The sequence below is a fragment of the Bacillus sp. F9_6S_D1_P_5 genome, from assembly GCF_054823925.1.
Genome location: NZ_JBTREW010000007.1, coordinates 48,654 through 74,910, shown reverse-complemented (window position 1 = coordinate 74,910; position 26,257 = coordinate 48,654). Strand labels below are relative to the sequence as shown.

Sequence of the window (26,257 nt, the reverse complement as noted above, 5' to 3'; positions counted from 1 at the left end):
TAATAAAGAGTGATACATATTAGTCATGGATAATATGTATCACTTTTCACTACTTTTCCCGTAATCTCGCCCTTTAATGGAATAATAGATTACTTATAACTGGTTTGTTGAAATATGATAACCAAAAATATTTTTGTTGACTCTGACACTGGTGTCATACTTTAGAATTAAGTTTGAACATCTGAAAGGAGGCATTTTCATTGAAGAAAAATGACCAAAGTGAGAAAGAACAAAATATCAGTCAAGTATCAGATACAGATGTATCAGTGATGGAGAACCCGAACCGTTCACCTGTTACAGTTATCGGCTTGGGTCCGATGGGCCAGGCGCTGGCTGGTGCATTCCTAATGAACGGCCACCCTACGACATTATGGAACCGCACCGCCGAAAAAGCCGATTACCTTATTTCTCAGGGGGCGACCCTTTCAAATTCAGTCACCGGCGCGGTCTCTGCAAGCCCCCTAGTGATCATTTGTGTTCTGGACTATAATGTCGTCCATGAAGTCCTTGGCCCCGTGGGAGATTCCCTAAAGGGACGGACACTGGTGAACCTCACTGCCGACTCACCCAAACGTGCCCGTGAAATGGCCACATGGGCTGCCCAACACGGAGTCGATTACCTCGATGGGGCGATTATGACCCCTACTCCGACCATCGGGACGCCTGCGGCTTCCGTCCTGTATAGTGGACCAGAATCCATCTTTAAGGTCCATCAACCGACCTTGGCAAGCTTGGGTGGCACTACTTCTTATCTTGGGGCGGATCCTGGCCGGGCGGCGGCATATGATGTAGCCCTGCTCGATCTCTTTTGGACATCCATGAGCGGTTACGCTCACGCTCTCGCCCTTGCCACTGCCGAGAATATTCCAGCAAAGGAGTTCGCCGTCTATGCCCAGGGCATCATAGACATCTTGCCCGACATCATGGCTTATTTGGCAAGTGAAGTAGACTCGGGTCACTACCCTGGTGACAAGTCCAATATCATCTCAGCCTCGGCAGGAATGGAACACATCATCCATGCTGCTCAACACCACGGCCTCGACGTCAGCGTTCTGAGTGCTGCAATGGCCGTAACCCAGCAGGCCATCAATGAGGGCTATGGAACCGACGGATTCTCGCGCTTGACCGAACTGCTAAAAAAACCGTTCGCATAACATCATAGTCGTATGTAGAGATCCCGGATCCCGCCATGATCGCGGACTGGGATCTTCAATTATTCCGTTGTTTCAACTAAGGGAATTTCCATTCCTCATTCTTCTTTTATCCGTCATTTGCATGATTTGTTTTTCCAACCGATGCTTTACAACGTCCAATACACTAATTTGCCTGTTGATTTGATCCAGCTTCACTTGATAAGTTTCCAGCATTTCTTCACAAAATTCATAGTCTTCCGGACCATTAACCTCACATTTCAATATTTCCTCAATTTGTTCCGTTACCAGACCCAAACCTAAATAAAGTTGAATAATTCGAATACGTTTGATGGCAGATTCATCGAATTCGCGATAACCATTTTCAAGGCGTACAGCGGTAATTAGATTTTTTTTCTCATAATGCCTTATGGATCGGATACTTGCACCTGTCTTTTTAGACAGCTCACTGATTTTCAATAGAAACGCCTCCCTATTAAATATTCAAAAACCTTATCTTATAATATGACATTAATGTTACGGAAAATAATAACATATAGGTTTTTGTTTCATTGAAGTTGTGATATAAGTGATTCAGTTTTTCAAATAATCGTTCTAAAACTGATTGGGAGATATGGTCATAAGGTTTATTTTTTGATTTCCATTTATCTATTGAACTAATTATCCTTTAATAATCATAGTACAGTTAAATTTTTAATCTACTTCTTCAAAAAATAAAAACCTCCAGTTTAAGCACTAGAGGTCTTCCATTTTATTTCTTTAATCGCTCAATAAAATCATGTAATTTATCAAGTGATTTCATATTCTGATTACAAGCTACACCATCTTTGCAAATATAGTTTCCCTTTTTCACGAAAGTTCCTTGTACATCACCTTTAATTTCAACTAAAAACATCCCAACTTCTTCATGTCCATGACATAATGAACAAATGCTTTTTTTATTTAAGCTTTGGAACGTTCCTTGCAGACCAACAAACTTATTTTTATCATTTTTCGCTATTATAAATTTCCTGCTTGACCCTTTATCAATCCAGCTTAAATAAGATAATTCTTTCATATCCAGTTCTTCCATATCAGGAAGTTTTAATTTTTTTGCTTTAGGAAATAATTTTTTTAATGTTTGCGCTGTAACTTCCTGAAACGGAATGACATACGGATTTATTTTCGTTAAAAAAGATTCTGCATCTTCTCTATTTTGAACTGTTAATACCTTATCAATTAACTCTTTCTGTTCATCCGTTAAATCCTCAAATACATGTATTATTTTTTCAATCGCTAATGATTTTAATGCTTGAATGACACCTCTATCATTTGCCGTTGCGTGCCCATTTGCTAAAATATAAGCTTGTGATTTTATAAAATTATATTGATCACTTCTAATAAAAGCTTCCATCTTTATCACTCCATACAAATTGTTGATCTAGTTTTATTGTATACAATGATTCAGCTTTTTGATATGTAAAAGATAACTTAGAAACGAATATTACATACATCGATTATATTCTACCGCTTCATTTCCTGACAAAAGAAACCATCATCTGTTTTCCATTCTGCATATAATACGTCTTCAAATTTAGTAATTCCTTTTTTCTTTATTTGTTTATAAAGCCATCCTTCATCAAAACCTGCTTCCCTCAAATTATCCTTAACTACTTTCCCGTCACTAATTAATGAAATAGGTAAGTAAACAGGCTTATGTTTTATATTCAAGTCATTTATAGTGGGAGATTCATATTTACTTTTTTTCAATACACTTATGTTTCCGTTAGGTTCCAATATCATATATTCAACTTCTCGGATTGAAAATATATCCTTTTGTTGCCTAAGCATTTGTTGTAATTGGTTAATATCCAAATGATTCGATTTTAATTGCTCTCTGTCAATATGCCCATTACGAATGATAATAGAAGGGTATCCTTCAAAAAACTTTCTTGTCCTTCTAAATTTTTGTGTTATTACTTCTATTGCGTAAATTAAAAGTACCCATACAAAAACAGCGTATAAAATAGACCATACTCTCACCTCAGGATCATATACAGTGTTTCCAACTAGTTCTCCAATTACAATGGCAGAAATAAAATCAAAAGGTGTTAGCTGCGATATTTGTGTTTTCCCTAATATTTTAGTAGCAATCAATAAAACAAAAAAACCAACAAAAAGTTCTATCGTTATTTGCCCAAGATGATTCATAATCGTTCACCTTTCTGTAATATGTAATATAACGTTTTTATTTCTATTCACATTTCTATACGATACAATTGTGATTCATTTTTTCTATTATCATGCCCATTCACACCCCATATATCCAATACGGGTAAAGCAAAAAGAGTCTAGTTCAAAATAATATTTGAACTAGACTCTTTTATCTTCATTTAGAGTACACAATCTTTTTAATCGTTTCTCCGGAAAGAAAATACTCCTCTGCAAGTTGATGAATGGAAATCCCGCTTCTAAACGCATCTTTAATGGCTTTGTTTCTTTCATCTAGTTGTTTTCTTCCTCCAGATCGTGTACCCCATTTATAATGTTCCGTTTCTTGTTTTGGAATGTAAATTGTTTCACCTTGTATATACTTTTGAATTTCAGTAATTAAACTTTCTGGTAAAACCGTCGCAGCTTTAACATATTTCATTTCTGCTCGCCCCTTATTTTTTATGTTTCATTTCAATAAGGTGCAAAGCCAAATATAAAAAATGATACGAGCTCATTTAGGCGATTGTATATTACTTGTCTACCTCACGCAAAGTATCGCCATTTCCATACTTGGCTTTGCATGAGACGCTGCAGTGTCCGGCAATTGAATTGTAATCGCCATTTAAACACCTCCTAATATACCTTTTGTATTTTATTATATGATAAATTCCTTCCCCTTGCATCCACATCCTTTTTAAAGCGTGAAATTACTTAATTTGATATAATACTTTTTAGTCCAATCCAAAAATATAGTGAGGTTGCTTTATGAAAAAGAAAATAATTATTACAATCGTTACATTATTCATTATTACTGTAGCATTATTTGGAACATACAAATTGATGAACGCAAGAGGCTTTCAATTGTTTGGAGATTTAACAAACCGAGTAGAAACAAATGAAAAAGTGGTTGCTTTAACTTTTGATGATGGTCCTACGAACAATGTAAAACAAATATTACCGCTACTAGATACATACAATGCAAAAGCTACTTTCTTTTTAATCGGAAATGAATTAGAAAAAAACCTATCGTTAGGAGAAGCTATTGTACAATCTGGACACCAAGTTGGAAACCATACATATTCTCATAACAGAATGGTTTTAAAAACACCTTCTTATATTAAAGAAGAAATAGAAAAAACGAATGCATTAATCCGCCAAACGGGATTTACAGACGCAATTGACTTTAGACCACCAAACGGAAAAAAGCTAATTGGTCTGCCCTATTATTTAAATAAAAACAATATCGAAACAATTACATGGGACCTTGAACCTGATACTTTTTATAAATCTGCTGCTGATAAAATTGAATATGTTAATAAAAATGTAAAACCAGGTTCTATCATTTTACTGCACCCTATGTATGATGAGTCTAATGAAAATTTACAAACCATCGAAGGTATTTTAGACTCTTTATCTAAGAAGGGATATCAGTTCGTAACAGTAAACCAACTGCAAAAAAGAGCAAAATAAAAAGGTAGCGTATCATACAATGATACGCTACCTTTCTGTTTATATAATGCCAAGTACATTTAAGAATACGATAATAATCGCAATTGGTGCGATAAAGCGAAGTAAGAATAACCATAATACGAATAATTTATAGCCTTTATTTTTACTTACACCAAGCTCTTTCATTAATACATCTTTCTTCATTTTTAAAGGAACGAAGATAGAAACTAATAAAACACCAAGTGGCATTAGTACGTTACTAACTGCATAATCCGCTAAATCAAAGACTGTCTTTCCGAAAATTTTCAGATCACTTAATATACCGAATGATAATGCTGATGGTACTCCAACAACGAAGATTAGTAATCCTACGATTAACGCCAATTTTTCACGTTTTCCTTTACCTTTTGCAGTTAAAGATGCAACGCTAATTTCTAACATCGAAATTGCTGATGTAATAGTAGCGAAGAAGAATAGTAATAAGAAAACGATGAAGAATAATTTTCCGAATGCCATTTTACTGAAAATAGCTGGCAGTACGATAAATAATAGTCCCGGTCCTTGAGATGGTTCCATTCCAAATGCGAACACTACTGGGAAAATTGCAAGCCCTGCAAGTAATGTAATCACAAGCGTTAAAGCTACGATAGAAAATGCTGAACGTGGTAAGCTTTCTTCTTTCGGTAAGTATGAGCTATACGTTACCATAACGGCTACACCGACAGATAGCGAGAAGAACGATTGCCCCATTGCATATAATATGATTTCTGATGTTACATGTGAGAAATCAGGTTGTAAGAAGAAACGAACTCCTTCTCCAGCACCATCTAACGTAAGTGCACGAACGATTAAAACAAAGAATAAAACGAATAATGCTGGCATGAAATATTTATTTACTTTTTCAACACCATTTTGTACACCTTTACTTACGATGAAAATAGTAATAAGGATGAATAATAGCTGTGATCCAACTGCTAAATACGGATTGGAAATGATTTCACCAAACGTAGCTTCGTATGCCCCATTTCCTTCCCATAGTCTACCTGTAATTGCATTCCATAAATATAATAAAATCCAGCCTCCTACAACACTGTAGAAAGAAAGTAATATGAAACATGTTACAATCCCTAATTTCCCTAACCATGGCCATAATGTTTTTGGTGCGATTTCTCTATATGCATCAACGGCCTCTTTTTGTGTACTTCTTCCGATAACAAATTCAGCTAATAATAGCGGTAAACCAATTAATAATGTGAAACCGATAAAAATAAGGAAGAACGCGCCGCCCCCTCCAATTCCGGCCATATACGGGAACTTCCAAATTGCCCCTAGACCAATTGCTGAACCTGCTGCAGCTAATACGAAACCTAATTTTGATGTCCATTGCTGTGAATTCATCTGTTAATCTCCTCTCTTTATCTTTTTCTGTTTACAATTCAGTATTTATATTGTTCTATCCACACTCTTTTCTAATACGTTCACTTCCTTCCTACTAATAAAAAAACGCCCCTACGTAAATACGTAGGGACGACAAAAATATCGCGGTACCACCCTAGTTATGAAGATACAACAAAAGTAAGACCTAAATAAAAAACGTCCCTACGCAAATACGTAGGGACGATAAAATATCGCGGTACCACCCTAGTTATGAAGCCACAACAAAAGTAAGACCTAAATAAAAAACGTCCCTACGTAAATACGTAGGGACGATAAATATCGCGGTACCACCCTAGTTGTGAAACAATCTTCACCACTTTATTTGATAACGGTATAAACTACCGTCTTTCATTTCCTCAAAATATGAGATTTATGAAAGATGCTCCAGGACGAACTTCATGAATAATCTATATACTGATTCACACCAACCATCAGCTCTCTGAAATAGGGAGATATTCACTACTATACCCTTTCATTGCCCAAATATTATTTTCCGAATTGATTACTATCATTTTTATCACACATTAAAAATAGTGTCAACTTATATTTTGAATTTTTACGTATTACATTCTATTTAAAAATGTAAAATATGACTTTTAAATGAATAATATTAGAATATTTATGTTCCATACTATATTAACTACTCTAACAGGTTTATAGTAGTATACGATGAATGCAAGACAGCACGAGTAGGAGGAACGAATTTTGTCTACTTCAAAAGTTTTAAAAGGAACTGCTTTATTAAGCGGTGCAACAATGATTTCACGTATATTAGGTTTTATATACTTCTTCCCCTTTCAACTATTAGTCGGAACACAAGGGGTCGCTTTATATGGATATGCATACTCTTGGTACGGTATTTTATTAAGCTTTTCAACCGCCGGCATTCCAATTGCTGTTTCCAAATTTGTTGCAAAACATAATGCGCTTGGTGATTATAGTACAAGCAAAAAATTATACAACTCAAGCGTAAAATTAATGCTCTTTATGGGCTTTTTAGGATTTTTAATTTTATTTATTGGAGCACCGTACATATCACAATTTATTATTCGCTCGAAAACGCCAGATCCACAATTTATCGCTGACGTAACACTTACGATGCGAGCATTAAGTTTCGCACTTATTATCGTACCAGCTATGAGTGTTACACGCGGTTATTTCCAAGGTTTTCAACATATGAAACCAAGTGCTGTTTCTCAAGTCGTAGAACAAATTGCGCGCGTTGTTTTCATTTTAGTTGGTAGCTTTATCGTCTCAAAACTATTAGGAGGTTCCGTAGCCTCTTCTGTTGCAGTTGCCACGTTTGGCGCTGTTATCGGAGCGCTTGCCAGCGTTTCGATTTTAATGCTGTACTGGAAAAAATATAATAGATTAAAGCCTCCCGAAGGAGAATTAAAATCAAGAGCATCGAATATCCCATTAAAAAATATTTATATGGAATTACTTCGATATGCAATCCCAATTGTATTTGTCGGCATTGCAATTCCGCTCTATACGTTAGTAGATCAATATACTGTAGCTGATGTCCTTAGGGCGATGGGAGAGCCTTTAGAAACAGCAAATGCAGTTTTCGCTTATATAACGAACTATGCCCAAAAGTTAATTATGATTCCAGCTTCACTTGCAACTGGATTCTCATTAACGATCATTCCGGCAATAACGAAATCTTATACAAGCGGGAAAATAGAAGAATTACAAGAACAAATTGCAAAGATATTTCAAGTCTTATTATTCTTCACTATCCCAGCTGCATTCGGTCTTGCTAGCATCGCTTACGATGCATTCCGTATGGTTTATGTAAATCCTGAAATTGCACTTGGTGGATCACAATATTTAATTTCATTTGCACCTTCTGCTATATTAAGTGCGATTTTCACAGTTTCAGCAGCTATTTTACAAGGAATCGATTATCAAAGAAAAACGATGATTGCTTTCTCAGTCGGTATTCTCGTTAAAGTTTTAGTAAATACACCGCTCTTACATTTATTTGGCGGACACGGTGCTGTACTCGGAACAATTCTTGGATACCTCGTTTCCAATGTTATTATGTTGTACTGCATCGTTAAGTTTGCAAAATTTAAAATTGGTGAAACAGCAAAAACAGTATTTCTTATTACAATTTACTCCGCAGCAATGTCTGCTGTTGTGATGGCATTAAAAGCTATTTTAAAATGGTTAATTCCTGGACAATCTTATATAGAATCACTTCTCATTGTTGTTATATGTGGCACTATAGGAGGGATTGTTTACCTTTTATTCGTCCTAACAAGCGGACTTGCTTCACATATTCTCGGTGATAGGATTCAGCGATTACCCGTACTAGGTAAATTAGTCAAATAAAAAGAAGGGATGTAACGCATTGTTACATCCCTTCTTTTTTTACTTCGCATATTGAATATGTTTTTGTTGTTCAGCAATATGTAATTCTGGCGCATGTTGTTCTACTAAATGTAATAGTTCTTCGATTAACACTTCTAACTCCTGTACACTATACTCCGGTTTCCCTATTAACGTATTCGCCATACGCTCATATAAGTTGTCAGGCTTAATACTCATTCGTTCCACATTATTCGGCATCCATTTAAACGCCGGGTGATGCACATACATTCGGTTTAGACCAAATAAGACCCCAAATATATTTCTTTGCACTTCACAAATAACATCATATAGCATGAGCCAGTCTTTTCGTTTTAAAAGCGCCTCTCGATTATGCCAACGATTGCTTAACCAAAGATTTTGTGAAATCATCTGTTCCGCTAAATCTTCTGGATATGATACCACTCTATCTTTTAATTCATGTACTTTCTCTTCTCCATACAAATTAACACCGTCATGAACGGATGATACGATACATTGTTTTTCATAACTTATATCATATCGATTCACCACATCCGAAATCACTTTCTCTACTGTTTCTGTTAAAAAGTTACTAATCTCTAATTTAATTCCCTCTTTTGTCAAATATGTTTCCGACCATTCTTCTTCCTCGTAAGGATGATATGACAAAATTGTTCCACCAATATAGTTAATAGGCCCTTTACGATCCTCATCCTCTGGTGGTATTGACCATAAAATATGTAATTCTATATCTGAATGTTCATCTTCTAACTTTCTAGCTACTGAACCCGCTAAAATAATAGACTCCACTTTCGGATTTCGCCTATAAATCTCCGACATTTCTATTGCTTTCTCTTTTAATCCCACTTCATTTCCCCCTATAATTGCAGTACACATTTACTTTTTTATTTATCTATTTCGATATTACGCATTATATTCCCTTTTCAAAGTTCCACTAAATCATATTTCTACCCAATAACGTTGTACAATTTCCCCAGTATGAGAAGAAACTACTTCATTTTCTAACACACCACTAACTTTTTGAATCGTTTTAGCCGAAGCAATATTAGCTTTATCGCAAGTTATTAACACTTTCTGTAACCCTAACTTTTGCGCTTCATATAATGCGAGTTTCAATTGTTTCGTCGCGTAACCCCGGCGACGTTTATTCGGATGGACACTGTATCCAATATGACCACTTTCCCGCAATAATTCTTCGTTTAATCGATGTCTAATATTCACAAAGCCTATAAGTTCCTCTTTTTCAAAGCTTAAAAATTGGCTAGATGGTACTCGATTACCTTGTAAATTTTCTCCCAGTTCTTGTATACTCACTTTTTCAAACCATTCATCGAGAGAATCAAAATTTTGTAAAGAACTACTGCCGTGTGGTTGTTCATCCACATGCAAAAATGCCTCTCGATACTCCATAATTTGTTCGCTGAATTCATATGTCGGTTTTAATAATTTCATTGTGTTTCTCCTCTCTTAATAACCTATAACAAACCCCTTAATAGTACCATTTCACCATTAAGGGGTTTCTATCATTTTTATTCAAATAATCCCATACTCAAATACCGTTCTCCCGTATCAGGTGCAATACATAAAACTTTTTTACCAGCGCCTAATCGTTTCGCTATCATAATTGCTGCGTAAACAGATGCTCCAGACGATGGCCCAACTAATAATCCCTCTTGTCTAGCTAAGTTTCTCATTGTCGTTAAAGCCTCTTCGTCTGCAATTTGAATAATTTCGTTATACACCTCTGTATTTAAGTTTTTCGGGATAAATCCTGGACTTGTTCCTACTAGTTTGTGAGGACCTGGAACACCGCCTGATAAAACAGGAGATCCTTTCGGTTCTACTACTGCAATATATAAGTTTGGTAGTTTCTCTTTTAGCGTTTCCCCAGTTCCTGTAATAGTTCCACCAGTTCCTGCCGTTGCTACGAATGCATCAAGCTCGCCATTCATTTGTTCATAAATTTCAAGTGCAGTCGTATAACGATGAATATTCGGGTTTGCCGGATTTTCAAATTGTTGCGGAATAAAACTATTCGGAATTTGCTTTTGTAGTTCTAATGCCTTCGCAATTGCTCCTGGCATTCTTTGTTCTGCTGGTGTTAAAACTACTTCTGCTCCGTATGCTTTCAATAAATTTATACGCTCTTTTGACATATTGTCTGGCATAATTAAAATCGCTTTATACCTTTTCGCAGCTGCATTCATCGCTAAGCCTATTCCTGTATTACCACTTGTTGGCTCAATAATTGTATCTCCTGGTTTGATAAGACCATTCTCTTCTGCAACGTGAAGTAAATTATAGGCAGCACGGTCTTTCACACTGCGTGAAGGATTAAACATTTCTAGTTTTACATACACATCTGCTGCGTCTTTTGGAATAAATTTAGATAATCGGACGACAGGTGTATCTCCTATTAATTCTGTAACATTTTCACATAATTTCATAGTGCATCCCCCTATTCTATCGTTTTCTTATCACTTGGTAAAAACCATGAAGTAAGTCCAATTAATGGTAGACAACTACATAGTAACATAATGAATTGAAGACTATATATGTCAGCTAATTTCCCAAGGACTACAGAACCTAAAGCGCCGAGTCCAAACGCAAGCCCTACAATTAATCCAGATACCATCCCTACTTTTCCAGGAACAAGCTCTTGCGCATAAACGACAATTACACTAAAACTACTTGAACTAATAAAACCGATACATAAAAATAGCGGTACGACCCACATGAGCGAAACGTGAGGTAATAAAAGGGCAAGTGGCGCCGAACCTAGCATTGAAAATACAATAATTGTTTTTTTTCCAAATCGATCCGCTAATGGACCGCCAAAGAAAGTTCCTAACACACCAGCAATCATAAATGCGAATACGAAATACTGGGCATTTTTTATAGATAAACCGTAATGCTCAATTAAGTAAAATTGATAAAAGTTTCCGATACCAGCACCGTACCAAGAACGTACAAAAGTAAGAAAAACAAGAAGTATAATAACAAATTTAATATGTGTACTTACAATCGCATTTTCCGCCTCAAGCGCAGCCCTCTTTTTTCTCCTCACAGCACCAGTTGCTAATTCATTCCTATACCAATTTGATACGAAAATTAACAATACAATTCCTACCGCTGCAAAGGCTGTAAAACCTAAAGAACCAATTTGGCCGAGCGGAACGAAAATTAATGCTGTAAAAATAGGAGCTAGGGAATTCCCTGTATTTCCTCCCACTTGATAAATCGCTTGTGCTAAACCTCGTTTTGCCCCTGCCGCCATATATGCAACACGAGCACCTTCTGGATGAAAGACTGCGGAACCTAATCCGATAAATAAAACAGAAATAATAACAACAATAAAGTTCGGTGCAAAAGCAAGTCCAATCATTCCAAGCATACTCGAAAACATACCGAGTGGTAATAAAAATGGTGACGGCTTCTTATCCGAATACATACCAAAAACCGGCTGCATAATCGATGACGTCATATTTAATGCAAACGCAATCCATCCTACTTGCATATAGGATAAATTCATCGTTTTTTCCAAAATAGGAAACAATGCCGGCACAACTGCTTGCATCGAGTCATTTAAAAAATGTCCGAAACTAATCGCAAATAGTATTCGATATATCGTCGGTGTTTCAACAGTATTTTTTTGCGAAACTGCCTGCATACGTGTATTTCTCCTTTCTGTACAAAATATATATTTATTACAGTAGGTGTAATAAATTCTGACTTTTGAAACATTTCTATTCTATACTGGTTTCATTTCTTTTTCCAGAAATATCACTTCTTACATAATATATTTTTTCTATACGTTTTATCGGGTTTATTTATAGAAATTTTCTATCTTTTCTTTTATACTAAGGCATAGATGAAGGGAAGGATGACAGCTATGAAGAAAAAAACTAAAGGAATCGTTGCACTCTCGATCACATTATCTATGTTTTTAACAGCATGTGGTCAAAAACAAGAGGCAACAACTACCGGAGAAAAGAAAAAAGATTCTTCAAAACAAGTATTAAACATTGTAGAAGCCGGGGAAATTTCTACACTTGATTCATCTATCGCAACCGATGGGTTTTCTTACGCTGCTTTAAACAACGTAATGGAAGGATTATATATGCCTGGTCCGGATAACAAACCTGTTCCTGCAGCAGCTGAATCATACAAACTGAGCGAAGACGGAAAAACATATACATTTACATTACACGATTCAAAATGGTCAAATGGCGATCCAGTAACTGCTCATGATTTTGAATATGCATGGAAACGTGCCGTTAATCCAGAAACTGCTTCTGAATACGCACATATTATGTTCGATATTAAAAACGCTGAAAAAATAAATAAAAAAGAATTACCAATTGATTCATTTGGTGTAAAGGCAATTGATGATAGAACACTTGAAGTACAATTAGAACACTCTGTTCCATACTTTTTAGGGTTAATGGGATTTGCAACATTTTATCCTCAAAACCAAAAGGTAGTAGAAGCACAAGGGAAAAATTACGGGCTTGAAGCTGCAAATGTAGTTTATAACGGGCCGTTTCAATTAAGTGAATGGAAACATGATACAAGTTACAAAATGACGAAAAACCCGAACTACTGGGATAATAAAAATGTGAAGTTAAATGAAATTAATGTAAATATCGTAAAAGATACTTCAACAGCTGTTAATTTATTTGAAAGTAAACAAGTAGACCGTATTACGATCAATTCAGAGTTTGTTGATAAATATCAAAAAGATCCAAGCTTAAAGAAAATGGAACGTCCTTCTGTGACTTTTTTCCGATTTAGTCAAAAGAATCCTTTATTAGCAAACAAAAATGCTCGTAAAGCTATTTCGCTTGCTTTTGATAAACAAGGAATCGCAACAACGATTTTAAACAATGGTTCTATACCTGCGAATGCATTCGTTCCGAAAGGATTCGTAAAAGGACCTGACAATAAAGATTTTCGCAGTACAAGTAATGTAAAAGTAGAAACAAATGTGAAAGAAGCTAAAACACTATGGGAAACTGCGAAAAAAGAAACAAACTTACAAAACGCTTCCCTTTCAATCATAACAACTGATGAATCTAACGATAAAAAAATTAGTGAGTTTTTAAAAGGTGAACTGGAGAAAAACTTACCTGGATTAAAAATCACATTACAACCACTTCCAGTAAAAGCATTTTTAGATCGTGAAGGAAATGGCGATTTTGAAATTTCACTTTCTACTTGGGGACCAGATTATCCTGACCCTACAACATTTTTAAATATGTTCGTCACAGACGGACCCTTTAATAAGATGAGTTACTCAAACAAACAATACGACGAATTAATTGAGAAAACGAGCTCTACTTTAGTAACTGACTTACCAGCACGTTGGAGAGCGTTCCAAGATGCCGAGAAAATCTTACTTGAAGAAGATGCAGCTATCGCTCCAATCTTTCAATCAGGACTTGTATATTTAGAACGCCCAACAGTAAAAGGTGTTGTTGTTCGTCCATTTGCAGGAATTTATTCTTATAAGTGGGCCTCTATTACAGAATAAGAAAAAGGCGATCCTAAAACATTTTAGGATCGCCTTTTTCATTAAATTGCAAAACGCTTATACTTTTCGTAATCACTTGTCTTACATTCTACTTCTAGTTTCGTACCTTCGTTTTCATAACTTGTAGATAAAACGTGCGCATGAGTATTGAAATAAGAAACTACCTGTCCTTGATCATACGGAATTAACATTTCACACTTCGTATACTCTTTATAAATGTGTGAGCGAATCATTACGACAAGCTCTTCTATCCCAACATGTTTCTTCGCTGATAAATAAACGCGGTCTTCTTGTACTTTCGGAATTTCAACATCTACCATATCTGATTTGTTATAAGCATAAATGGTTGGAATATTTTCTACTCCAATTTTCTTTAACGTTTCATTTGTAATATCAATTAACTGTTCGTAATTTGGATTTGCGTAATCTACTACATGAATAAGTAAGTCTGCTTCCGCTACCTCTTCTAACGTTGAACGGAACGCCTTCACAAGATGATGCGGTAATTTACTTACAAATCCAACTGTATCTGTTAATAAGAATGATTTTTTATCTGGCAAATCAATATTTCGCACTGATGTTTCTAACGTCGCGAATAACATATCTTTTTCAAACACTTGTTTTTCTTCTGTACCATTGTAAATTTCAAGCATCGCATTCATTGTCGTTGATTTTCCTGCGTTCGTATAACCGACTAAAGCTACAACTGGTACTTCATTTTTCTTACGCTGCTTTCGCTGCGTTTGACGCTGCGCAACGAGCGCTTCTAAATCTTTATTTAAAACTGAAATTTGTTCTTCAATTTTACGACGATCCAACTCTAACTTCTTCTCACCGACACCTTTATTTTTCGTACCAACACCGCCGCTCTGTCTTCCTAACGATTCGCGAAGACCGATTAAACGAGGCATCATATATTGAAGGTGTGCTACTTCTACTTGTAACTGCGCTTCTTTCGTTTTCGCACGTTGTGCAAAAATATCTAAAATTAATATGGTACGATCAATTACTTTACAATCTAAATCCGCTTCTAAATTTCGGATTTGTGAAGGAGATAATTCGTCATTAAAGATGACCATATTCGCATCTACTTCATTTATATAGGCTGCTACTTCTTCAATCTTTCCTTTTCCAATATAATGGGATGGATTTACACGTTGTAAATTTTGCGTCACTTGCCCGATTACCTCTACATCACAAGCTTCTGCAAGATTCGTTAACTCTTCCATCGAATATGCAAAATCATCTTCATTACCTAAATTCACTCCAACTAATACTGCTCTTTGTAATAATTCTTCCATATATTTATTCCTCCATTTCGATTACGTAAAATAAAAAAACACAGGTCGCTGCCTGTGTTTTCGTAAACGGATAAGGGTTCACCAAAGAAATAGAAGAAAGCTGTGCTTTCATCCTATCTCATAGTCAAAAAGTCCCAAGATCATATACGTATCCACAATAAGTGTTCACCTATACGATCCCATTCTATTTATAAAGGCAAAACAAAAAGAGGGCGTATTCGTCCCTCCCTCTTTTTCACATATAAGCTTAATAAAGGGTTCCTTTAAAATAGGCAGACCAATCCCGTTCACTCTGTACACAGACAGAGCCTTTGAGCGCTATTCAATTATTGGCACAAAGTATTGAGACGTAATCTGATTAAGATCAAAGGAAGCCCCTCCGTTCATTTTAAGTTACATAAAGTGTAGCATAAGTAATTCGCTTTCACAAGATTAAACCACCTATAGAAACAGAAAGAAAATCTTTATATTTTTACTTTAATCGTCATTTTTTGCGCATTTTTCTCATAATAAAAATAACAACAGCAATGATCAATAAAAGGTCAATGGAAATGATAGCAATCTGCCACCAACTGAAACCGCTCACCATCTCCCCTTTTAAATCCACTTTCTTCGTTGGAACAGACTCTTTTGCAATTTGACTTAAAGCCACTTTATCCGCCCCTGCTTCATCTAATCTCTTCGTTCTACTACAACTATTTGTGTGTAATCGTTTTTCAGATCCTCTTTGAGAAGAATATACTAAGTACTCTCCTCCTTCCACAAAGTGAAACACACAATCACCACCATTTGTATATATGATAATTTGCGAAGAAGTTTCCCCTTTCCAAATTTCTTTCACTTCAAATAATACTTCAATTCCAACCCCTTCTTTCCTTCCAACCCCAATTACCTTCCCTTCAAACACTACATCGTTTTTTTGAAAGGCATCTTCTGCCGATACAGTAATACAATCACAAGCATAAGATTTCTCTGGAAAAATAATAAGAATAAAGCTACAAATAATGACAACAGGCAACATACGTAAAATTATTTTCAAGGAGCTCAACTCACTTCATTATCAATTTTAGAAACTTCTCGTATATTATTTTTACAACACTCGCTAAATTCCTTCATAGTAAGCTAAGTCGTTCAATACACCAAAAATCTATATTGACATTTTTATAACCTGATATTAGTATCAGGTTATAAAATAAAGTTAGGAGCTGTTCCTATGAATTCTAAATCTCGTATTACTGCAATTGGTACTTATGTTCCAAATCAAATATTATCTAATAACGATTTAGAGAAAATGATTGATACGAACGATGAATGGATTGTACAAAGAACAGGAATGAAGGAAAGACGAATTGCGAGCAAAGACGAATACTCTTCACACTTAGCCATTCAAGCAATTGAAAATTTATGTACAACTTTTAAAAAGAACTTAGAAGATATAGACTGTATCATCGTCGCTACAACAACCGCTGACTATGTTTTTCCTAGTGTCGCGTGTCAAATACAACAACACTTCAGCATACCTCATACAATAGCATTTGATTTAAATGCAACTTGCGCTGGTTTCACATATGGCCTGCACGTCGGTAATAGCTTAATCACTTCTGGATCACACGAAAAAGTACTTATCGTAGCGACAGAGACATTATCTAAAGTTACTGATTACACCGATAGAACGACTTGTATTTTATTTGGCGATGGTGCTGGAGCTATTTTATTAGAAAGAGATGAAAACAAACCGAGCTTTATTGCTACTCATATGGGAACAAATGGGCACGGTGGTATTCATCTATACAGAACAAACTTATCTACTACTATGAATGGCACACAACTGCAAACAAATGAAAAAATCGTGCAAAATGGAAGAGAAGTATATAAATGGGCAACACGCACGGTGCCAGCAGGTATAAAAGAACTATTACATACCGCAAATATGCAAATAGATGATATAGACTGGTTCATACCACACAGTGTTAACTTACGAATGATTGAATCTATTTGTGAAAAGACCGAAATTCCAATTCAAAAAACTTTAACAAGTGTAAAATACATGGGAAATACATCTTCAGCTTCCATTCCACTCGCTCTAGATTTAGCTAGAAAAGAAGAAAAATTAAATAATGGAGACACACTTTTACTATACGGATTTGGTGGTGGTCTTACGCATTTAGGGCTTATTGTGGAGTGGGATTTAAACTAACATTTTTCTTTTATACAACTAACTACAAAAAAGCTGCATTCAAGGATTGGTTACCTCCCTTTGAACGCAGCTTCTTTTATCTTAACTTTATTTACCTGTCCGAGACCATATCACAACAGGAATAAGCATGAAAGCTAAAACTCCTTCAGCTAATGACAATGACGCATAACTTGAATTTGCCACTACCATACCTGACATCGCTCCGCCTGAAGCTCCAGCTAATGCAATGAACACATCTATTTTCCCTTGTGTTTTTGCACGTGTGGAAGGTATAGTTGCATCAACAATTTGAGCCGTACCACTTATTAAACCGAGGTTCCATCCTAATCCAAGTAAAGATAAAGCAACAATTAATAGTATTAAAGAATCACTCGGCGCGATTGCAGCTATGACACCTGCTGCTAGTAAAATTACTCCGCCAGCTATACTCATCGTAGTTCTTCCAATTTTATCAATTAACATTCCAGTAACGAGAGAGGGAAGGTACATTGCACCTACATGAAAACCAATCACAAGTCCTACTGCACTTAAGCCATGACCGTGATGCCCCATATGAACTGGAGTCATCGTCATAATCGCAACCATCACAACTTGAGTAAGTATCATTACGATTGCCCCAACTGTAATACCTCGCTTGTTTTCTATTGCCTCTTCTATTACTGGTTGCCCTTTATATGTATGCTCTTGTTTATATGTTTCTATCATATTAGCAATAAGTAACGGATCTGGACGAAGCATAACAAATAAAACAAGACCAGCCAGTATAAATGCCGCTGCCGATAATATAAACGGACCAGCAAGTTCAGGAATTCCAATTGAATGAGCAAATCTTCCCATTACACCTACTAAATTGGGACCTGCGACTGCACCAAAAGTCGTCATTACCATAGTGATACTAATAGCTGTTGCTCTTTGCTTCTTATTCGCTAAATCCGTTCCAGCATAACGCGCTTGTAAATTCGTAGCTGTGCCCGCGCCATATATAAGTAAAGAAACTAGTAAAAGAATAATACTATTTGTTAAAGCTGCCATCACAACTCCAATAGCCCCTAACCCACCTACTATAAAACCTCCTGCAAGCCCTACGCGGCGACCATACTTTTGCGATAACTTCCCAACAAAGAAAGCTGCTACCGCAGATCCCATTGTAAACATAGCTGCCGGTAATCCTGCATATGCATCTGTCCCAAGCATTTGTTGCGCAAGAAGTGCACCTACTGTAATCCCAGCAGCTAACCCTGCTCCTCCGAACATTTGTGAAATACTTACGATTAGTAATGTTCGTTTGTATAATTTTTGTTGTTCTTCTTCTGTATATATACGATTACTTATTGAAACATCTGCTGTATCTATCATTTTCTCACCCTCTCTATAAAACTAATATCTCTTGTTAATGTACTATAGAACAACAAAATCCCCAAATTTAAAATGCTGAAATTTATTTATACATGTAAAAAACCCCACGGTTTATATTTTTCCCATTACCGAGGGGTTCCCAAAATTACAGGGTGACTCTACTTTATATTTCATATACAAACTTTGTACTATTTTACAACTTTATCTTGATTAGTTTCAAAGCCTTCTATCTTTCCCTCTTTTATTTCATAATAATAAGAAGGTAATTCTATATTATGTTCTAAAAGGTAATCCTCAATTAATGAAATAATTACTTTCAACGTTTTCAATCGAGCGTATAATTTATCGTTACTTGCAATAATTTGCCATTTTGCATTTAGTTTATTTGTTTTTTCAAACATGTCTTCCATTGCTTCAACATACTCGTCCCATTTTTCACGGTTACGCCAATCTTCGTCTGTAATTTTCCATCTTTTTAAAGGATTGTTCTCTCTATCTTTAAACCTCTTTAATTGTTCATCTTTACTAATATGATAGAAGAACTTCCCGATTATATAATGATCATCTGTTAATAGTTTTTCAAAATCATTAATCTCATCATACGCTCTCGTCCACTCTTCCTTTGTAGCAAAACCTTCAACCCGCTCAACTAACACACGGCCGTACCATGAGCGATCAAAAATAGTAATCTGCCCGTACTGAGGAAGTTTTCGCCAGAAACGTTGCAAGTAATGGTACCGTTTTTCATGAGGTGCCGGTGCTCCGATTGGATTTACTTGAAACCCGCGCGGATCAAGGTGTTCCGTCACTCGCTTAATCGCTCCGCCTTTTCCAGCCGCATCCCAGCCTTCCATAACGAGCATAACTGCGATTTTTTCTTCTTTTACAATTTGCTGCAACGCTAATAAACGTCTTTGATATTTTTCAAGTTTCTTATTGTACTTAGATTTCGATTCAATTCTTTTCGTTACATCTACTTTAGCAAGATATCCATTCTCCATAAAACAAATCCCCCTTGTTGTATGACAATGTTATTTTAACATATTATTGGAAATAATTTCACATTAGAAAAAACTGTGTAGAAAAATCTCTACACAGCTTCCTTCTCTAATTGCACATCTACTTCAATATTCTCATTTTTATTTTTCACAGCTTTCATAAAGAACACAGCAGTTAATATAACGGTAATAATTGTACCTACAATATAAGATGTATTTAGCGGAATGTTAAAACCAATTTTTGCATTTAAAATGTAAATGACAGTCATGAGCGTCATAAATATCGCTGGAATTAAGGCAACAACATACGGTTTTCCTTTTATGAATAAATACATCGTTCCAATCCATAACGCAATTGCTGCAGTCTATTGGTTAAACCAAGAGAAATATCTCCATCTTATTCACTAAAAGAGACTATATTTTTTACAATTGAATTATGGTATACCCTCTCACAAAAAGAAGATAATAACAAATAAATCCGTTACAGAATGGGAGCTCTCTAAAAATGAACCGAAAAATATTTTCTCTCTTTGCACTAATCTGTTTAGCACTACCAATACAAGCTAGTGCATACACATTTCAATCACTACCAATTGAATCAAAGTCAAAACAGTGGTATATCGAAATTGACAAATCTCATAACGCAAACAAGCAAGCAGTGCAACAAAAACAGGGTGTGTATGATACATATCGTTTACTCGTAAAAAACATCGGTAATGATGTGTCAAACGTAGCTGTAGAAATAGTTGATAACACTCCCTCTAAAGCTACTTTTAATCCTACTACATTACATAACAACGTTTCAAAAAGTCAGACAAGCTTTGACTATATCGTATTCCCTTTAGATTTTAACAGCCATAATTTCAAAGTCGTCATCACTTGGGAAGAAAAGAATTTCTCTTACAACGGCCATCCGGTAAATGAGGGTAAAAAAATGAAACAAACATTTGTATTTAATGAAGAGTAAGCCCTAATTTGATTAGGGCTTACTCTTTATTTATAAAACCAGATTGAATTGCTTCTGTCACTTCTTTTGTAATGTCCAGCTTTGTTGCTTCGGTGCTAATTTTCTTATACCAAATATGTACGGAAGGCTTTTCGTTACAAAAATGTTTTATTAATACTAGTTGGTTATATGCTAACTTATTTTCTCTATGGGTAGCGATATAGACTGTAAAATTTTTTGCTTCAAAGACCTTTTCTTGCAAAGCGTATTGGCTGTCCAATTCCTTTGCGACTATATCTTTCAAGTTTTCTATCATCATATAAGTCGTTTCTCCCTCCCTTATATCATCAATCAAATCGTCGAATACTCGGTACACATAATGCTACTCCAATTGTTACAAGTACTAAAATAGCTAATGTTATAATCGTTATCTCGCCACCTATGACAGTAGCTAACCATCCTACAACTACATAACCTAGTGGCAATAAAGCAAATGAACCTAACATATCAAGGCTTGCCACTCTTCCAAATGCTTCTTCTGGTACAAGCTCTTGTAAACTCGTTTCCCAAATGAGTCCAAATATCATCATACCGAAACCTTCCATTGCCATTAACCCAATTAAAGCAGGTGCCCAAGAAATAAAAGGCATTATTAAAAGCGCACAACCACTTATTAATACACCACCATAGGCAAGTAATCCCCGCTTACGCCACCGTTCCCTCCCGCCAAATATTAGCGCGGCAAGTACAGCTCCAACACCAGAGGATGCCATTCCTAATCCATACACGTATGCTTCAAAATGATGATGAACATTAAATAACCATGGAATTAATACGACGATAATTCCTGCATAACAAATATTGATGAAAGAAAAGACTAATATTGTAATCCATAGCCACGGATGACTTTTTAAAACGAAAACACCTTCCATAAACTCTTGTTTGTAATCGATTTTACTCTTTTCAATGGGTTTTACTTTTTTAAACTTTATTTCTCTTAAAAATAATAAACAAAAAAATGATAACAAATACGTTACTGCATCTAGTCCAAATCCTATTCCGGCAGATGCCACTGAAACGATCAATCCTCCAAGAGCCGGTCCAATTAGTCGTATACCTTGATTACTCATTTGCGTTAATGCATTAGCAGCATTTCGAATTTCCGGTACAAATACTTTCGCTCTTACAGCCGCATACGCTGGCTGAAATATCCCTTCCATAAGTCCATATAATGCTACGAGTACATATAGAAGTGGAATTGTTAATACATCCATAAATATAAGTGTTGCAAGTAATAGCATTAATATGCAGCGAATTATATCTGTAAATAACATTAATTTCACTCGATCAATTCGATCTACGACTAATCCAGCAAACGGTAACGCAAGAATATTAGGAAGCATGTACATCGCCATCGTCATTCCCATTACAACTGTTGAACCAGTCAATGAATACACAACGACGGGCAAAATAACCATCGTTATTGAACTACCTAAAGTCGAAAGCAATTGCCCAATCCACAAAAATTTAAAATGTGGTGACGCTTTAACTGGCAATAACAATTTACCGACATAACTTACATTTTTCTCTGTTTGTATTTCTCCTTGCATACTTCTCTCCTCTTTTCAAATTAAGTTAATACTAAATATAAAACAGAAAATTCAATCTTTAATACTTATAATTATATATGAAACTGTTAAATTATTGATAAAAATATAAAAAGGTGTTTTCATAAGTGAAAACACCTTTTTTGTCTATAATTTTAAGTTCTTCTTCAATGTCCAATATTTTTCTTGAGTATTTTCAAATGAAAATTCTACCCAACCGTTTGGATCTTCACGGTATACATTTACTTTCTTGCCATTTTCTAATTTTCCAACTTCATTTTGTGTAACATTTGGTACACTCTTAATTGGATTGTTAAACGGGAATGGAACTTGGTAGTAAGATCCTACCGATTGAACTGTAGCTTTTGCATCTTTTGCATAATCTTTATATGGAATCGCTTCGCCTAGTGCATTTACATTTAATGTATTAGGATTTTTCGCTAATCGTTTTACATTTTGATAATCTTTGTTATTGAAAGGCTTAATACGTTCCATAATATTAGCTATTTTTCCAGCCCATGCTTTATCTGTTGCATACTTAACATTCATATCAGGTAATGTGTAACCATTGAAATGAGGAGCGCCTTCTTCTAAGTAGTTCTTTCTTACATAATCAGCATTGTACGAAATACTTTGCCCGTACGATGGTAAATATTTTGCATATGCAAATGGATCCCAATCAAATGCCTTTAGTCCAAATAGATTATGTTTCCGATATGCAATTTCTGATTTCCCGTAACCAGATTCTAAGATTGCATGTGCAGCTAAGTATAATGCGCTCACACCATACTCATTTTGTGCTTGAATAAAATCTTTACCCGTTCCAATAAGCGGACTGTCAGGATGATACTTTCCAATGAAATTATCAATCTCTTGTGCTGTTACGTTAGATGGTAATGTTACATTTAGATTAATGTACGATGGCTGTTCAACAGGAACATCCTTTTTAATTTGCATCGCTTTATATAATAGTTGTGCATAGCTTTCACGTGTTAATACACCTGATGGATCAAATCCTCCAAGGTTATTCCCTGCTGCTACACCATTTGATTGCAATGCACTAATTGATTCTTTCGCCCACCAATATGTTGCATCTATATCATTAAATGTATGTGGTGCTTTAACTTCTAATTTAAATGCTTTTTGCAAAATAACAGACATCTCAGCACGAGTTAACGATTCTTTCGGTCTAAACGTCCCTTTACCATCACCTACAAAAATCCCCATATCTGTTAGCGCTAAAATTTCTTTTTGGAACATCGTCGTTCCTGCACTAATATCAGAGTATGGATTTTTATAATCGCTTTTTGCTTCTGGTTTTAATGCGCGATACATTAATGCTGCTACTTGCTCACGAGTTACAACATCTCCAAAGCCAAATTTACCATTATCGTAACCTGCAATAACCCCTTTTGACGTTAAATCATTAATCGCTTCAAGTGCCCAATGATTTTTCGGAACGTCTGGAAATTCTTTTGTAGATGCAAACGAAGTTGCCGGAGCCATCACTACTTGAAGTGCGACTGTCACTGCTAACACATTAGAAATAACTTTTTTCATAATTTTTTAACACGTTATGTATATGCTTGTCCCGTGTTAACTTGCCTCCCTTTATCGTATAATTTTCCCTATTAAACTAACAAACTCTTAATTAGTCAACAGTAAAAGTATACGTGATAAAAATAAACTAATCTACCATTATTTTATTTATAATTAGCATAATACGATGTATCTTTTTATTCCGATATAAAATTACAAAAGTTCACACGAAAAGCCCATCTCTATATAGACGATGGGCTTATCAATCAACATTGTTATTTAGCTAAACGATATTTGGAAACATCGAAACCTTTCCATTCATAATAATCTAAAATACCAGCATAAACTGCCTCAGCAGCAATTTGTCTTCCTGATTCAGTAGCTAATTTACCATTATCTATATCATTATCAATAAAGGCAAGCTCTGTTAAAACTGCTGGTACTGTATTATTATTTACTACATAAAGTGAGTGATCGTCTTTTATCTTTCTATCTCTTGTATGTAGTGCTTCTACTACTCTATTTTGAATTTTCTTCGCTAATACTTCGCTATCCTTTTCAATCTGTGTCTCTTCTCCACGCTTGGATTTTTTATAATAATATGTTTCCGTTCCATGACCATCATGTTTTTCAGAAGAATTTGCATGAATGCTTACAAATATATCCGCATTGTTCTCTTGACCAAATTTCACTCGATTCGCAAGAGATTCATTTTTGTTACTTCCTGGATTTCCGTTCTCTTCACGTGTTAACAAAGCTTTTAAAGGTGTATTTTTTTCTAGCAACTTCTGTAATCTTAAAGATGTATCAAATACAATTTTACTTTCTTCTACACCTTGTCCTGGATTCCCTGGATCAAATCCTCCATGACCAGGATCAATAATAACTACCTTTTCTACTAAAGGGTTTCCTATTTTAAGCGAATCTGCTTTTTTAATAAATTGAGCTGCTTCTGCTTTAGTTAGAATTTTCTTAGGTTCCCATTTGTCACCAGTACCAACTGAAATCCCTAATTCAACTAAGATGTTAGCTTTTTCTTTACCCCAGTTTAATGTTTCTAAATCTTTGAATTTAGTTGCTGGAGTACCGTTTACTTTAGACTCTAATTTGTAAGCTTCTACAAGAAGAGATGCCATTGAAACACGGTCGATTTTTCCATTTGGATCGAATACGCCTTCGCCTTTTCCTTTAACAACGCCAGCTTTTTCTACAGCTGCGATGAATGGAGTATACCATTGTTTTTGAGAATCGCCGAAAGATGGTTTAGCATCTTTATCGAATGGTAAGTTTAAGATTTTAACCATCATTGTAGCTGCTTCTGCACGAGTGATCTCTTTTCCAGGCTCGAACATTCCTTTCTCGTTACCTGTAACTGCGCCTTTTGCTGCTAAGTAGTTAATAGAATCTTCTGCCCAGTGCCCTGCTTGGACATCTGGAAACGTTTTTGTTTGTGCGAAACTACTAGATGAATAAGATAATATACTAGCTGCAATTAATCCTGCTGCGATTATTCTATTTTTCATAGAATATATTCCCCTCTCAAGTACAATGTATTTATGTAACAGACTAATTATAGTTCTGAAAATTAGTAATAGTCAATTGTAATTTGTATAATTTTGTATTATTATTGTATTTTTTGTCATATATAACTATAGTTAAAAACTATAAGGTTTTAAAAGGGAGAGATTCGTATGAGCAACAATTGGAAAGATATAGAACACCGTATTTACACGATGTGTATGATTCAGCGGAATAACGAAGTATTGCTAATACAGCGCCCCGATCATCTAGGCTTCCCTGGCTACATCGCTCCTGGCGGAAAAGTAGATTTCCCAGAAAGTATCGTTCAAGCTGCTAAACGAGAAGTAAAAGAAGAAACTGGATTACTTGTTTCAAATTTAACTTTTAAGGGATTAGATGAATACGTAAATCCGAAAGAAAATGTTCGATATATGGTATTTAATTATTGGACAGACTCATTTGAAGGCGAACTTCTTATGAATCCTCCAGAGGGCGAATTATTATGGGTACCAATCGATACAGCATTAAATCTTCCTATGCAAAATTGGTTTAAAGAGAGATTCCCATTATTTTTTGAAAAAGGTACGTTTGAAATTCAACGTGTTTGGGACCGCGACTTAGATAAACAAGTTGCTATGACAATTACGCATACGTAAAAAAGCTTGGAATCT

Annotated in this window: 24 protein-coding genes, 1 pseudogene and 1 other annotated feature; of the genes and pseudogenes, 7 read left to right on the top strand and 18 right to left on the bottom strand. The window is 35.5% G+C overall.

The window, feature by feature from the left end:
* Nucleotides 1-269: 269 nt before the first annotated feature.
* Nucleotides 270-1,154, top strand: coding sequence for an NAD(P)-dependent oxidoreductase (locus ACUXEY_RS10585; protein ID WP_303660238.1), 885 nt, complete (start codon nucleotides 270-272; stop codon nucleotides 1,152-1,154).
* A 72-nt stretch (nucleotides 1,155-1,226) separates the two neighbouring features.
* Here the strand turns inward: ACUXEY_RS10585 and ACUXEY_RS10580 are convergent, their stop codons facing one another.
* From ACUXEY_RS10580 to ACUXEY_RS10565, 4 genes are all read right to left on the bottom strand, one after another.
* Entirely contained in the window at nucleotides 1,227-1,610 is a 384-nt protein-coding gene (locus tag ACUXEY_RS10580) for a MerR family transcriptional regulator (RefSeq protein ID WP_098520280.1), read from the bottom strand.
* A 292-nt stretch (nucleotides 1,611-1,902) separates the two neighbouring features.
* Entirely contained in the window at nucleotides 1,903-2,544 is a 642-nt protein-coding gene (locus ACUXEY_RS10575; RefSeq protein ID WP_461300635.1) for a FusB/FusC family EF-G-binding protein, read from the bottom strand.
* Between the two features lie 110 nt (nucleotides 2,545-2,654).
* Nucleotides 2,655-3,341, bottom strand: a complete 687-nt coding sequence (locus tag ACUXEY_RS10570) for a DUF421 domain-containing protein (RefSeq protein WP_461300634.1) — start codon at nucleotides 3,339-3,341, stop codon at nucleotides 2,655-2,657.
* Nucleotides 3,342-3,519: 178 nt separating this feature from the next.
* Nucleotides 3,520-3,783 (bottom strand): CD3324 family protein, encoded by a 264-nt coding sequence (locus ACUXEY_RS10565; RefSeq protein ID WP_166702497.1) that lies wholly within the window; start codon nucleotides 3,781-3,783, stop codon nucleotides 3,520-3,522.
* 326 nt (nucleotides 3,784-4,109) lie between these two features.
* On the opposite strand from ACUXEY_RS10565, the gene ACUXEY_RS10560 reads away from it, so the two are divergent.
* The gene (locus ACUXEY_RS10560) at nucleotides 4,110-4,814 is read left to right on the top strand and encodes a polysaccharide deacetylase family protein (RefSeq protein WP_461300633.1); all 705 of its coding nucleotides are present in this window, start codon (nucleotides 4,110-4,112) and stop codon (nucleotides 4,812-4,814) included.
* 39 nt (nucleotides 4,815-4,853) lie between these two features.
* On the opposite strand, the gene ACUXEY_RS10555 is transcribed toward ACUXEY_RS10560, so the two are convergent.
* On the bottom strand, nucleotides 4,854-6,191 hold the full coding sequence (locus tag ACUXEY_RS10555) for a sodium-dependent transporter (RefSeq protein ID WP_461300632.1): 1,338 nt from the start codon (nucleotides 6,189-6,191) through the stop codon (nucleotides 4,854-4,856).
* A 301-nt stretch (nucleotides 6,192-6,492) separates the two neighbouring features.
* Nucleotides 6,493-6,715: a binding site (T-box leader), on the bottom strand.
* 220 nt (nucleotides 6,716-6,935) lie between these two features.
* Between ACUXEY_RS10555 and ACUXEY_RS10550 the strand changes: the two genes are divergently transcribed.
* Nucleotides 6,936-8,570 (top strand): putative polysaccharide biosynthesis protein, encoded by a 1,635-nt coding sequence (locus tag ACUXEY_RS10550; RefSeq protein ID WP_429602945.1) that lies wholly within the window; start codon nucleotides 6,936-6,938, stop codon nucleotides 8,568-8,570.
* A 39-nt stretch (nucleotides 8,571-8,609) separates the two neighbouring features.
* Here ACUXEY_RS10550 and ACUXEY_RS10545 read toward each other — a convergent pair whose 3' ends face one another.
* The 4 genes from ACUXEY_RS10545 to ACUXEY_RS10530 all read right to left on the bottom strand — a co-directional run bounded on the left by ACUXEY_RS10545 (nucleotide 8,610) and on the right by ACUXEY_RS10530 (nucleotide 12,258).
* The gene (locus ACUXEY_RS10545) at nucleotides 8,610-9,434 is read right to left on the bottom strand and encodes a DUF4037 domain-containing protein (protein ID WP_429602946.1); all 825 of its coding nucleotides are present in this window, start codon (nucleotides 9,432-9,434) and stop codon (nucleotides 8,610-8,612) included.
* Nucleotides 9,435-9,527: 93 nt separating this feature from the next.
* On the bottom strand, nucleotides 9,528-10,040 hold the full coding sequence (locus ACUXEY_RS10540) for a GNAT family N-acetyltransferase (RefSeq protein ID WP_166702489.1): 513 nt from the start codon (nucleotides 10,038-10,040) through the stop codon (nucleotides 9,528-9,530).
* A 77-nt stretch (nucleotides 10,041-10,117) separates the two neighbouring features.
* Nucleotides 10,118-11,035, bottom strand: a complete 918-nt coding sequence (gene cysK, locus ACUXEY_RS10535; protein WP_461300631.1) for a cysteine synthase A — start codon at nucleotides 11,033-11,035, stop codon at nucleotides 10,118-10,120.
* An 11-nt stretch (nucleotides 11,036-11,046) separates the two neighbouring features.
* The gene (locus ACUXEY_RS10530) at nucleotides 11,047-12,258 is read right to left on the bottom strand and encodes an MFS transporter (RefSeq protein ID WP_461300630.1); all 1,212 of its coding nucleotides are present in this window, start codon (nucleotides 12,256-12,258) and stop codon (nucleotides 11,047-11,049) included.
* Nucleotides 12,259-12,480: 222 nt separating this feature from the next.
* On the opposite strand from ACUXEY_RS10530, the gene ACUXEY_RS10525 reads away from it, so the two are divergent.
* Nucleotides 12,481-14,121: a peptide ABC transporter substrate-binding protein gene (locus tag ACUXEY_RS10525; RefSeq protein WP_461300629.1), complete on the top strand. Its 1,641-nt coding sequence runs from the start codon at nucleotides 12,481-12,483 to the stop codon at nucleotides 14,119-14,121.
* A gap of 41 nt (nucleotides 14,122-14,162) precedes the next feature.
* On the opposite strand, the gene hflX is transcribed toward ACUXEY_RS10525, so the two are convergent.
* Nucleotides 14,163-15,422 carry a GTPase HflX gene (gene hflX, locus ACUXEY_RS10520; RefSeq protein WP_461300628.1) on the bottom strand — a complete coding sequence of 420 codons (1,260 nt, stop codon included), beginning with the start codon at nucleotides 15,420-15,422 and terminating at the stop codon, nucleotides 14,163-14,165.
* Nucleotides 15,423-15,906: 484 nt separating this feature from the next.
* Nucleotides 15,907-16,461, bottom strand: a complete 555-nt coding sequence (locus ACUXEY_RS10515) for a cobalamin biosynthesis protein CbiN (protein WP_461300627.1) — start codon at nucleotides 16,459-16,461, stop codon at nucleotides 15,907-15,909.
* Nucleotides 16,462-16,635: 174 nt separating this feature from the next.
* On the opposite strand from ACUXEY_RS10515, the gene ACUXEY_RS10510 reads away from it, so the two are divergent.
* Nucleotides 16,636-17,619 carry a ketoacyl-ACP synthase III gene (locus ACUXEY_RS10510; protein WP_429602952.1) on the top strand — a complete coding sequence of 328 codons (984 nt, stop codon included), beginning with the start codon at nucleotides 16,636-16,638 and terminating at the stop codon, nucleotides 17,617-17,619.
* Nucleotides 17,620-17,706: 87 nt separating this feature from the next.
* On the opposite strand, the gene ACUXEY_RS10505 is transcribed toward ACUXEY_RS10510, so the two are convergent.
* The 3 genes and pseudogenes from ACUXEY_RS10505 to ACUXEY_RS10495 all read right to left on the bottom strand — a co-directional run.
* Nucleotides 17,707-18,975: an MFS transporter gene (locus tag ACUXEY_RS10505; protein WP_461300626.1), complete on the bottom strand. Its 1,269-nt coding sequence runs from the start codon at nucleotides 18,973-18,975 to the stop codon at nucleotides 17,707-17,709.
* A gap of 188 nt (nucleotides 18,976-19,163) precedes the next feature.
* Complete coding sequence (locus ACUXEY_RS10500) at nucleotides 19,164-19,976, bottom strand: polyphosphate kinase 2 family protein (protein WP_429602955.1); 813 nt, start codon at nucleotides 19,974-19,976, stop codon at nucleotides 19,164-19,166.
* A gap of 89 nt (nucleotides 19,977-20,065) precedes the next feature.
* Nucleotides 20,066-20,368 (bottom strand): annotated as a pseudogene (locus ACUXEY_RS10495) (carbon starvation CstA family protein); the annotation flags it as partial.
* A 110-nt stretch (nucleotides 20,369-20,478) separates the two neighbouring features.
* Between ACUXEY_RS10495 and ACUXEY_RS10490 the strand changes: the two are divergent.
* Nucleotides 20,479-20,940 (top strand): hypothetical protein, encoded by a 462-nt coding sequence (locus tag ACUXEY_RS10490; protein WP_088092051.1) that lies wholly within the window; start codon nucleotides 20,479-20,481, stop codon nucleotides 20,938-20,940.
* A 19-nt stretch (nucleotides 20,941-20,959) separates the two neighbouring features.
* Here the strand turns inward: ACUXEY_RS10490 and ACUXEY_RS10485 are convergent, their stop codons facing one another.
* The 4 genes from ACUXEY_RS10485 to ACUXEY_RS10470 form a co-directional block, all read right to left on the bottom strand.
* A complete protein-coding gene (locus ACUXEY_RS10485) occupies nucleotides 20,960-21,238 on the bottom strand; it encodes a hypothetical protein (RefSeq protein WP_088092052.1) in 279 nt (92 codons plus the stop codon).
* Nucleotides 21,239-21,266: 28 nt separating this feature from the next.
* Nucleotides 21,267-22,529, bottom strand: coding sequence for an MFS transporter (locus ACUXEY_RS10480; protein WP_429602957.1), 1,263 nt, complete (start codon nucleotides 22,527-22,529; stop codon nucleotides 21,267-21,269).
* Nucleotides 22,530-22,673: 144 nt separating this feature from the next.
* Nucleotides 22,674-24,086, bottom strand: a complete 1,413-nt coding sequence (locus ACUXEY_RS10475; protein ID WP_461300625.1) for an S-layer homology domain-containing protein — start codon at nucleotides 24,084-24,086, stop codon at nucleotides 22,674-22,676.
* Between the two features lie 254 nt (nucleotides 24,087-24,340).
* Nucleotides 24,341-25,588, bottom strand: coding sequence for an N-acetylmuramoyl-L-alanine amidase (locus ACUXEY_RS10470; RefSeq protein WP_166702465.1), 1,248 nt, complete (start codon nucleotides 25,586-25,588; stop codon nucleotides 24,341-24,343).
* A gap of 168 nt (nucleotides 25,589-25,756) precedes the next feature.
* On the opposite strand from ACUXEY_RS10470, the gene ACUXEY_RS10465 reads away from it, so the two are divergent.
* Nucleotides 25,757-26,242, top strand: a complete 486-nt coding sequence (locus tag ACUXEY_RS10465; protein WP_144610915.1) for an 8-oxo-dGTP diphosphatase — start codon at nucleotides 25,757-25,759, stop codon at nucleotides 26,240-26,242.
* Nucleotides 26,243-26,257: the final 15 nt, after the last annotated feature.

Bases quoted from the DNA above. Each gene is read 5' to 3' on its own strand.
- hflX (WP_461300628.1), bottom strand. From the start codon at position 15,422: ATGGAAGAATTATTACAAAGAGCAGTATTAGTTGGAGTGAATTTAGGT.
- ACUXEY_RS10490 (WP_088092051.1), top strand. From the start codon at position 20,479: ATGAACCGAAAAATATTTTCTCTCTTTGCACTAATCTGTTTAGCACTA.
- ACUXEY_RS10525 (WP_461300629.1), top strand. From the start codon at position 12,481: ATGAAGAAAAAAACTAAAGGAATCGTTGCACTCTCGATCACATTATCT.
- ACUXEY_RS10485 (WP_088092052.1), bottom strand. From the start codon at position 21,238: ATGATGATAGAAAACTTGAAAGATATAGTCGCAAAGGAATTGGACAGC.
- ACUXEY_RS10555 (WP_461300632.1), bottom strand. From the start codon at position 6,191: ATGAATTCACAGCAATGGACATCAAAATTAGGTTTCGTATTAGCTGCA.
- ACUXEY_RS10505 (WP_461300626.1), bottom strand. From the start codon at position 18,975: ATGATAGATACAGCAGATGTTTCAATAAGTAATCGTATATATACAGAA.
- cysK (WP_461300631.1), bottom strand. From the start codon at position 11,035: ATGAAATTATGTGAAAATGTTACAGAATTAATAGGAGATACACCTGTC.
- ACUXEY_RS10480 (WP_429602957.1), bottom strand. From the start codon at position 22,529: ATGCAAGGAGAAATACAAACAGAGAAAAATGTAAGTTATGTCGGTAAA.
- ACUXEY_RS10570 (WP_461300634.1), bottom strand. From the start codon at position 3,341: ATGAATCATCTTGGGCAAATAACGATAGAACTTTTTGTTGGTTTTTTT.
- ACUXEY_RS10530 (WP_461300630.1), bottom strand. From the start codon at position 12,258: ATGCAGGCAGTTTCGCAAAAAAATACTGTTGAAACACCGACGATATAT.
- ACUXEY_RS10510 (WP_429602952.1), top strand. From the start codon at position 16,636: ATGAATTCTAAATCTCGTATTACTGCAATTGGTACTTATGTTCCAAAT.
- ACUXEY_RS10540 (WP_166702489.1), bottom strand. From the start codon at position 10,040: ATGAAATTATTAAAACCGACATATGAATTCAGCGAACAAATTATGGAG.
- ACUXEY_RS10500 (WP_429602955.1), bottom strand. From the start codon at position 19,976: ATGGAGAATGGATATCTTGCTAAAGTAGATGTAACGAAAAGAATTGAA.
- ACUXEY_RS10465 (WP_144610915.1), top strand. From the start codon at position 25,757: ATGAGCAACAATTGGAAAGATATAGAACACCGTATTTACACGATGTGT.
- ACUXEY_RS10575 (WP_461300635.1), bottom strand. From the start codon at position 2,544: ATGGAAGCTTTTATTAGAAGTGATCAATATAATTTTATAAAATCACAA.
- ACUXEY_RS10475 (WP_461300625.1), bottom strand. From the start codon at position 24,086: ATGAAAAAAGTTATTTCTAATGTGTTAGCAGTGACAGTCGCACTTCAA.
- ACUXEY_RS10470 (WP_166702465.1), bottom strand. From the start codon at position 25,588: ATGAAAAATAGAATAATCGCAGCAGGATTAATTGCAGCTAGTATATTA.
- ACUXEY_RS10565 (WP_166702497.1), bottom strand. From the start codon at position 3,783: ATGAAATATGTTAAAGCTGCGACGGTTTTACCAGAAAGTTTAATTACT.
- ACUXEY_RS10560 (WP_461300633.1), top strand. From the start codon at position 4,110: ATGAAAAAGAAAATAATTATTACAATCGTTACATTATTCATTATTACT.
- ACUXEY_RS10585 (WP_303660238.1), top strand. From the start codon at position 270: ATGGAGAACCCGAACCGTTCACCTGTTACAGTTATCGGCTTGGGTCCG.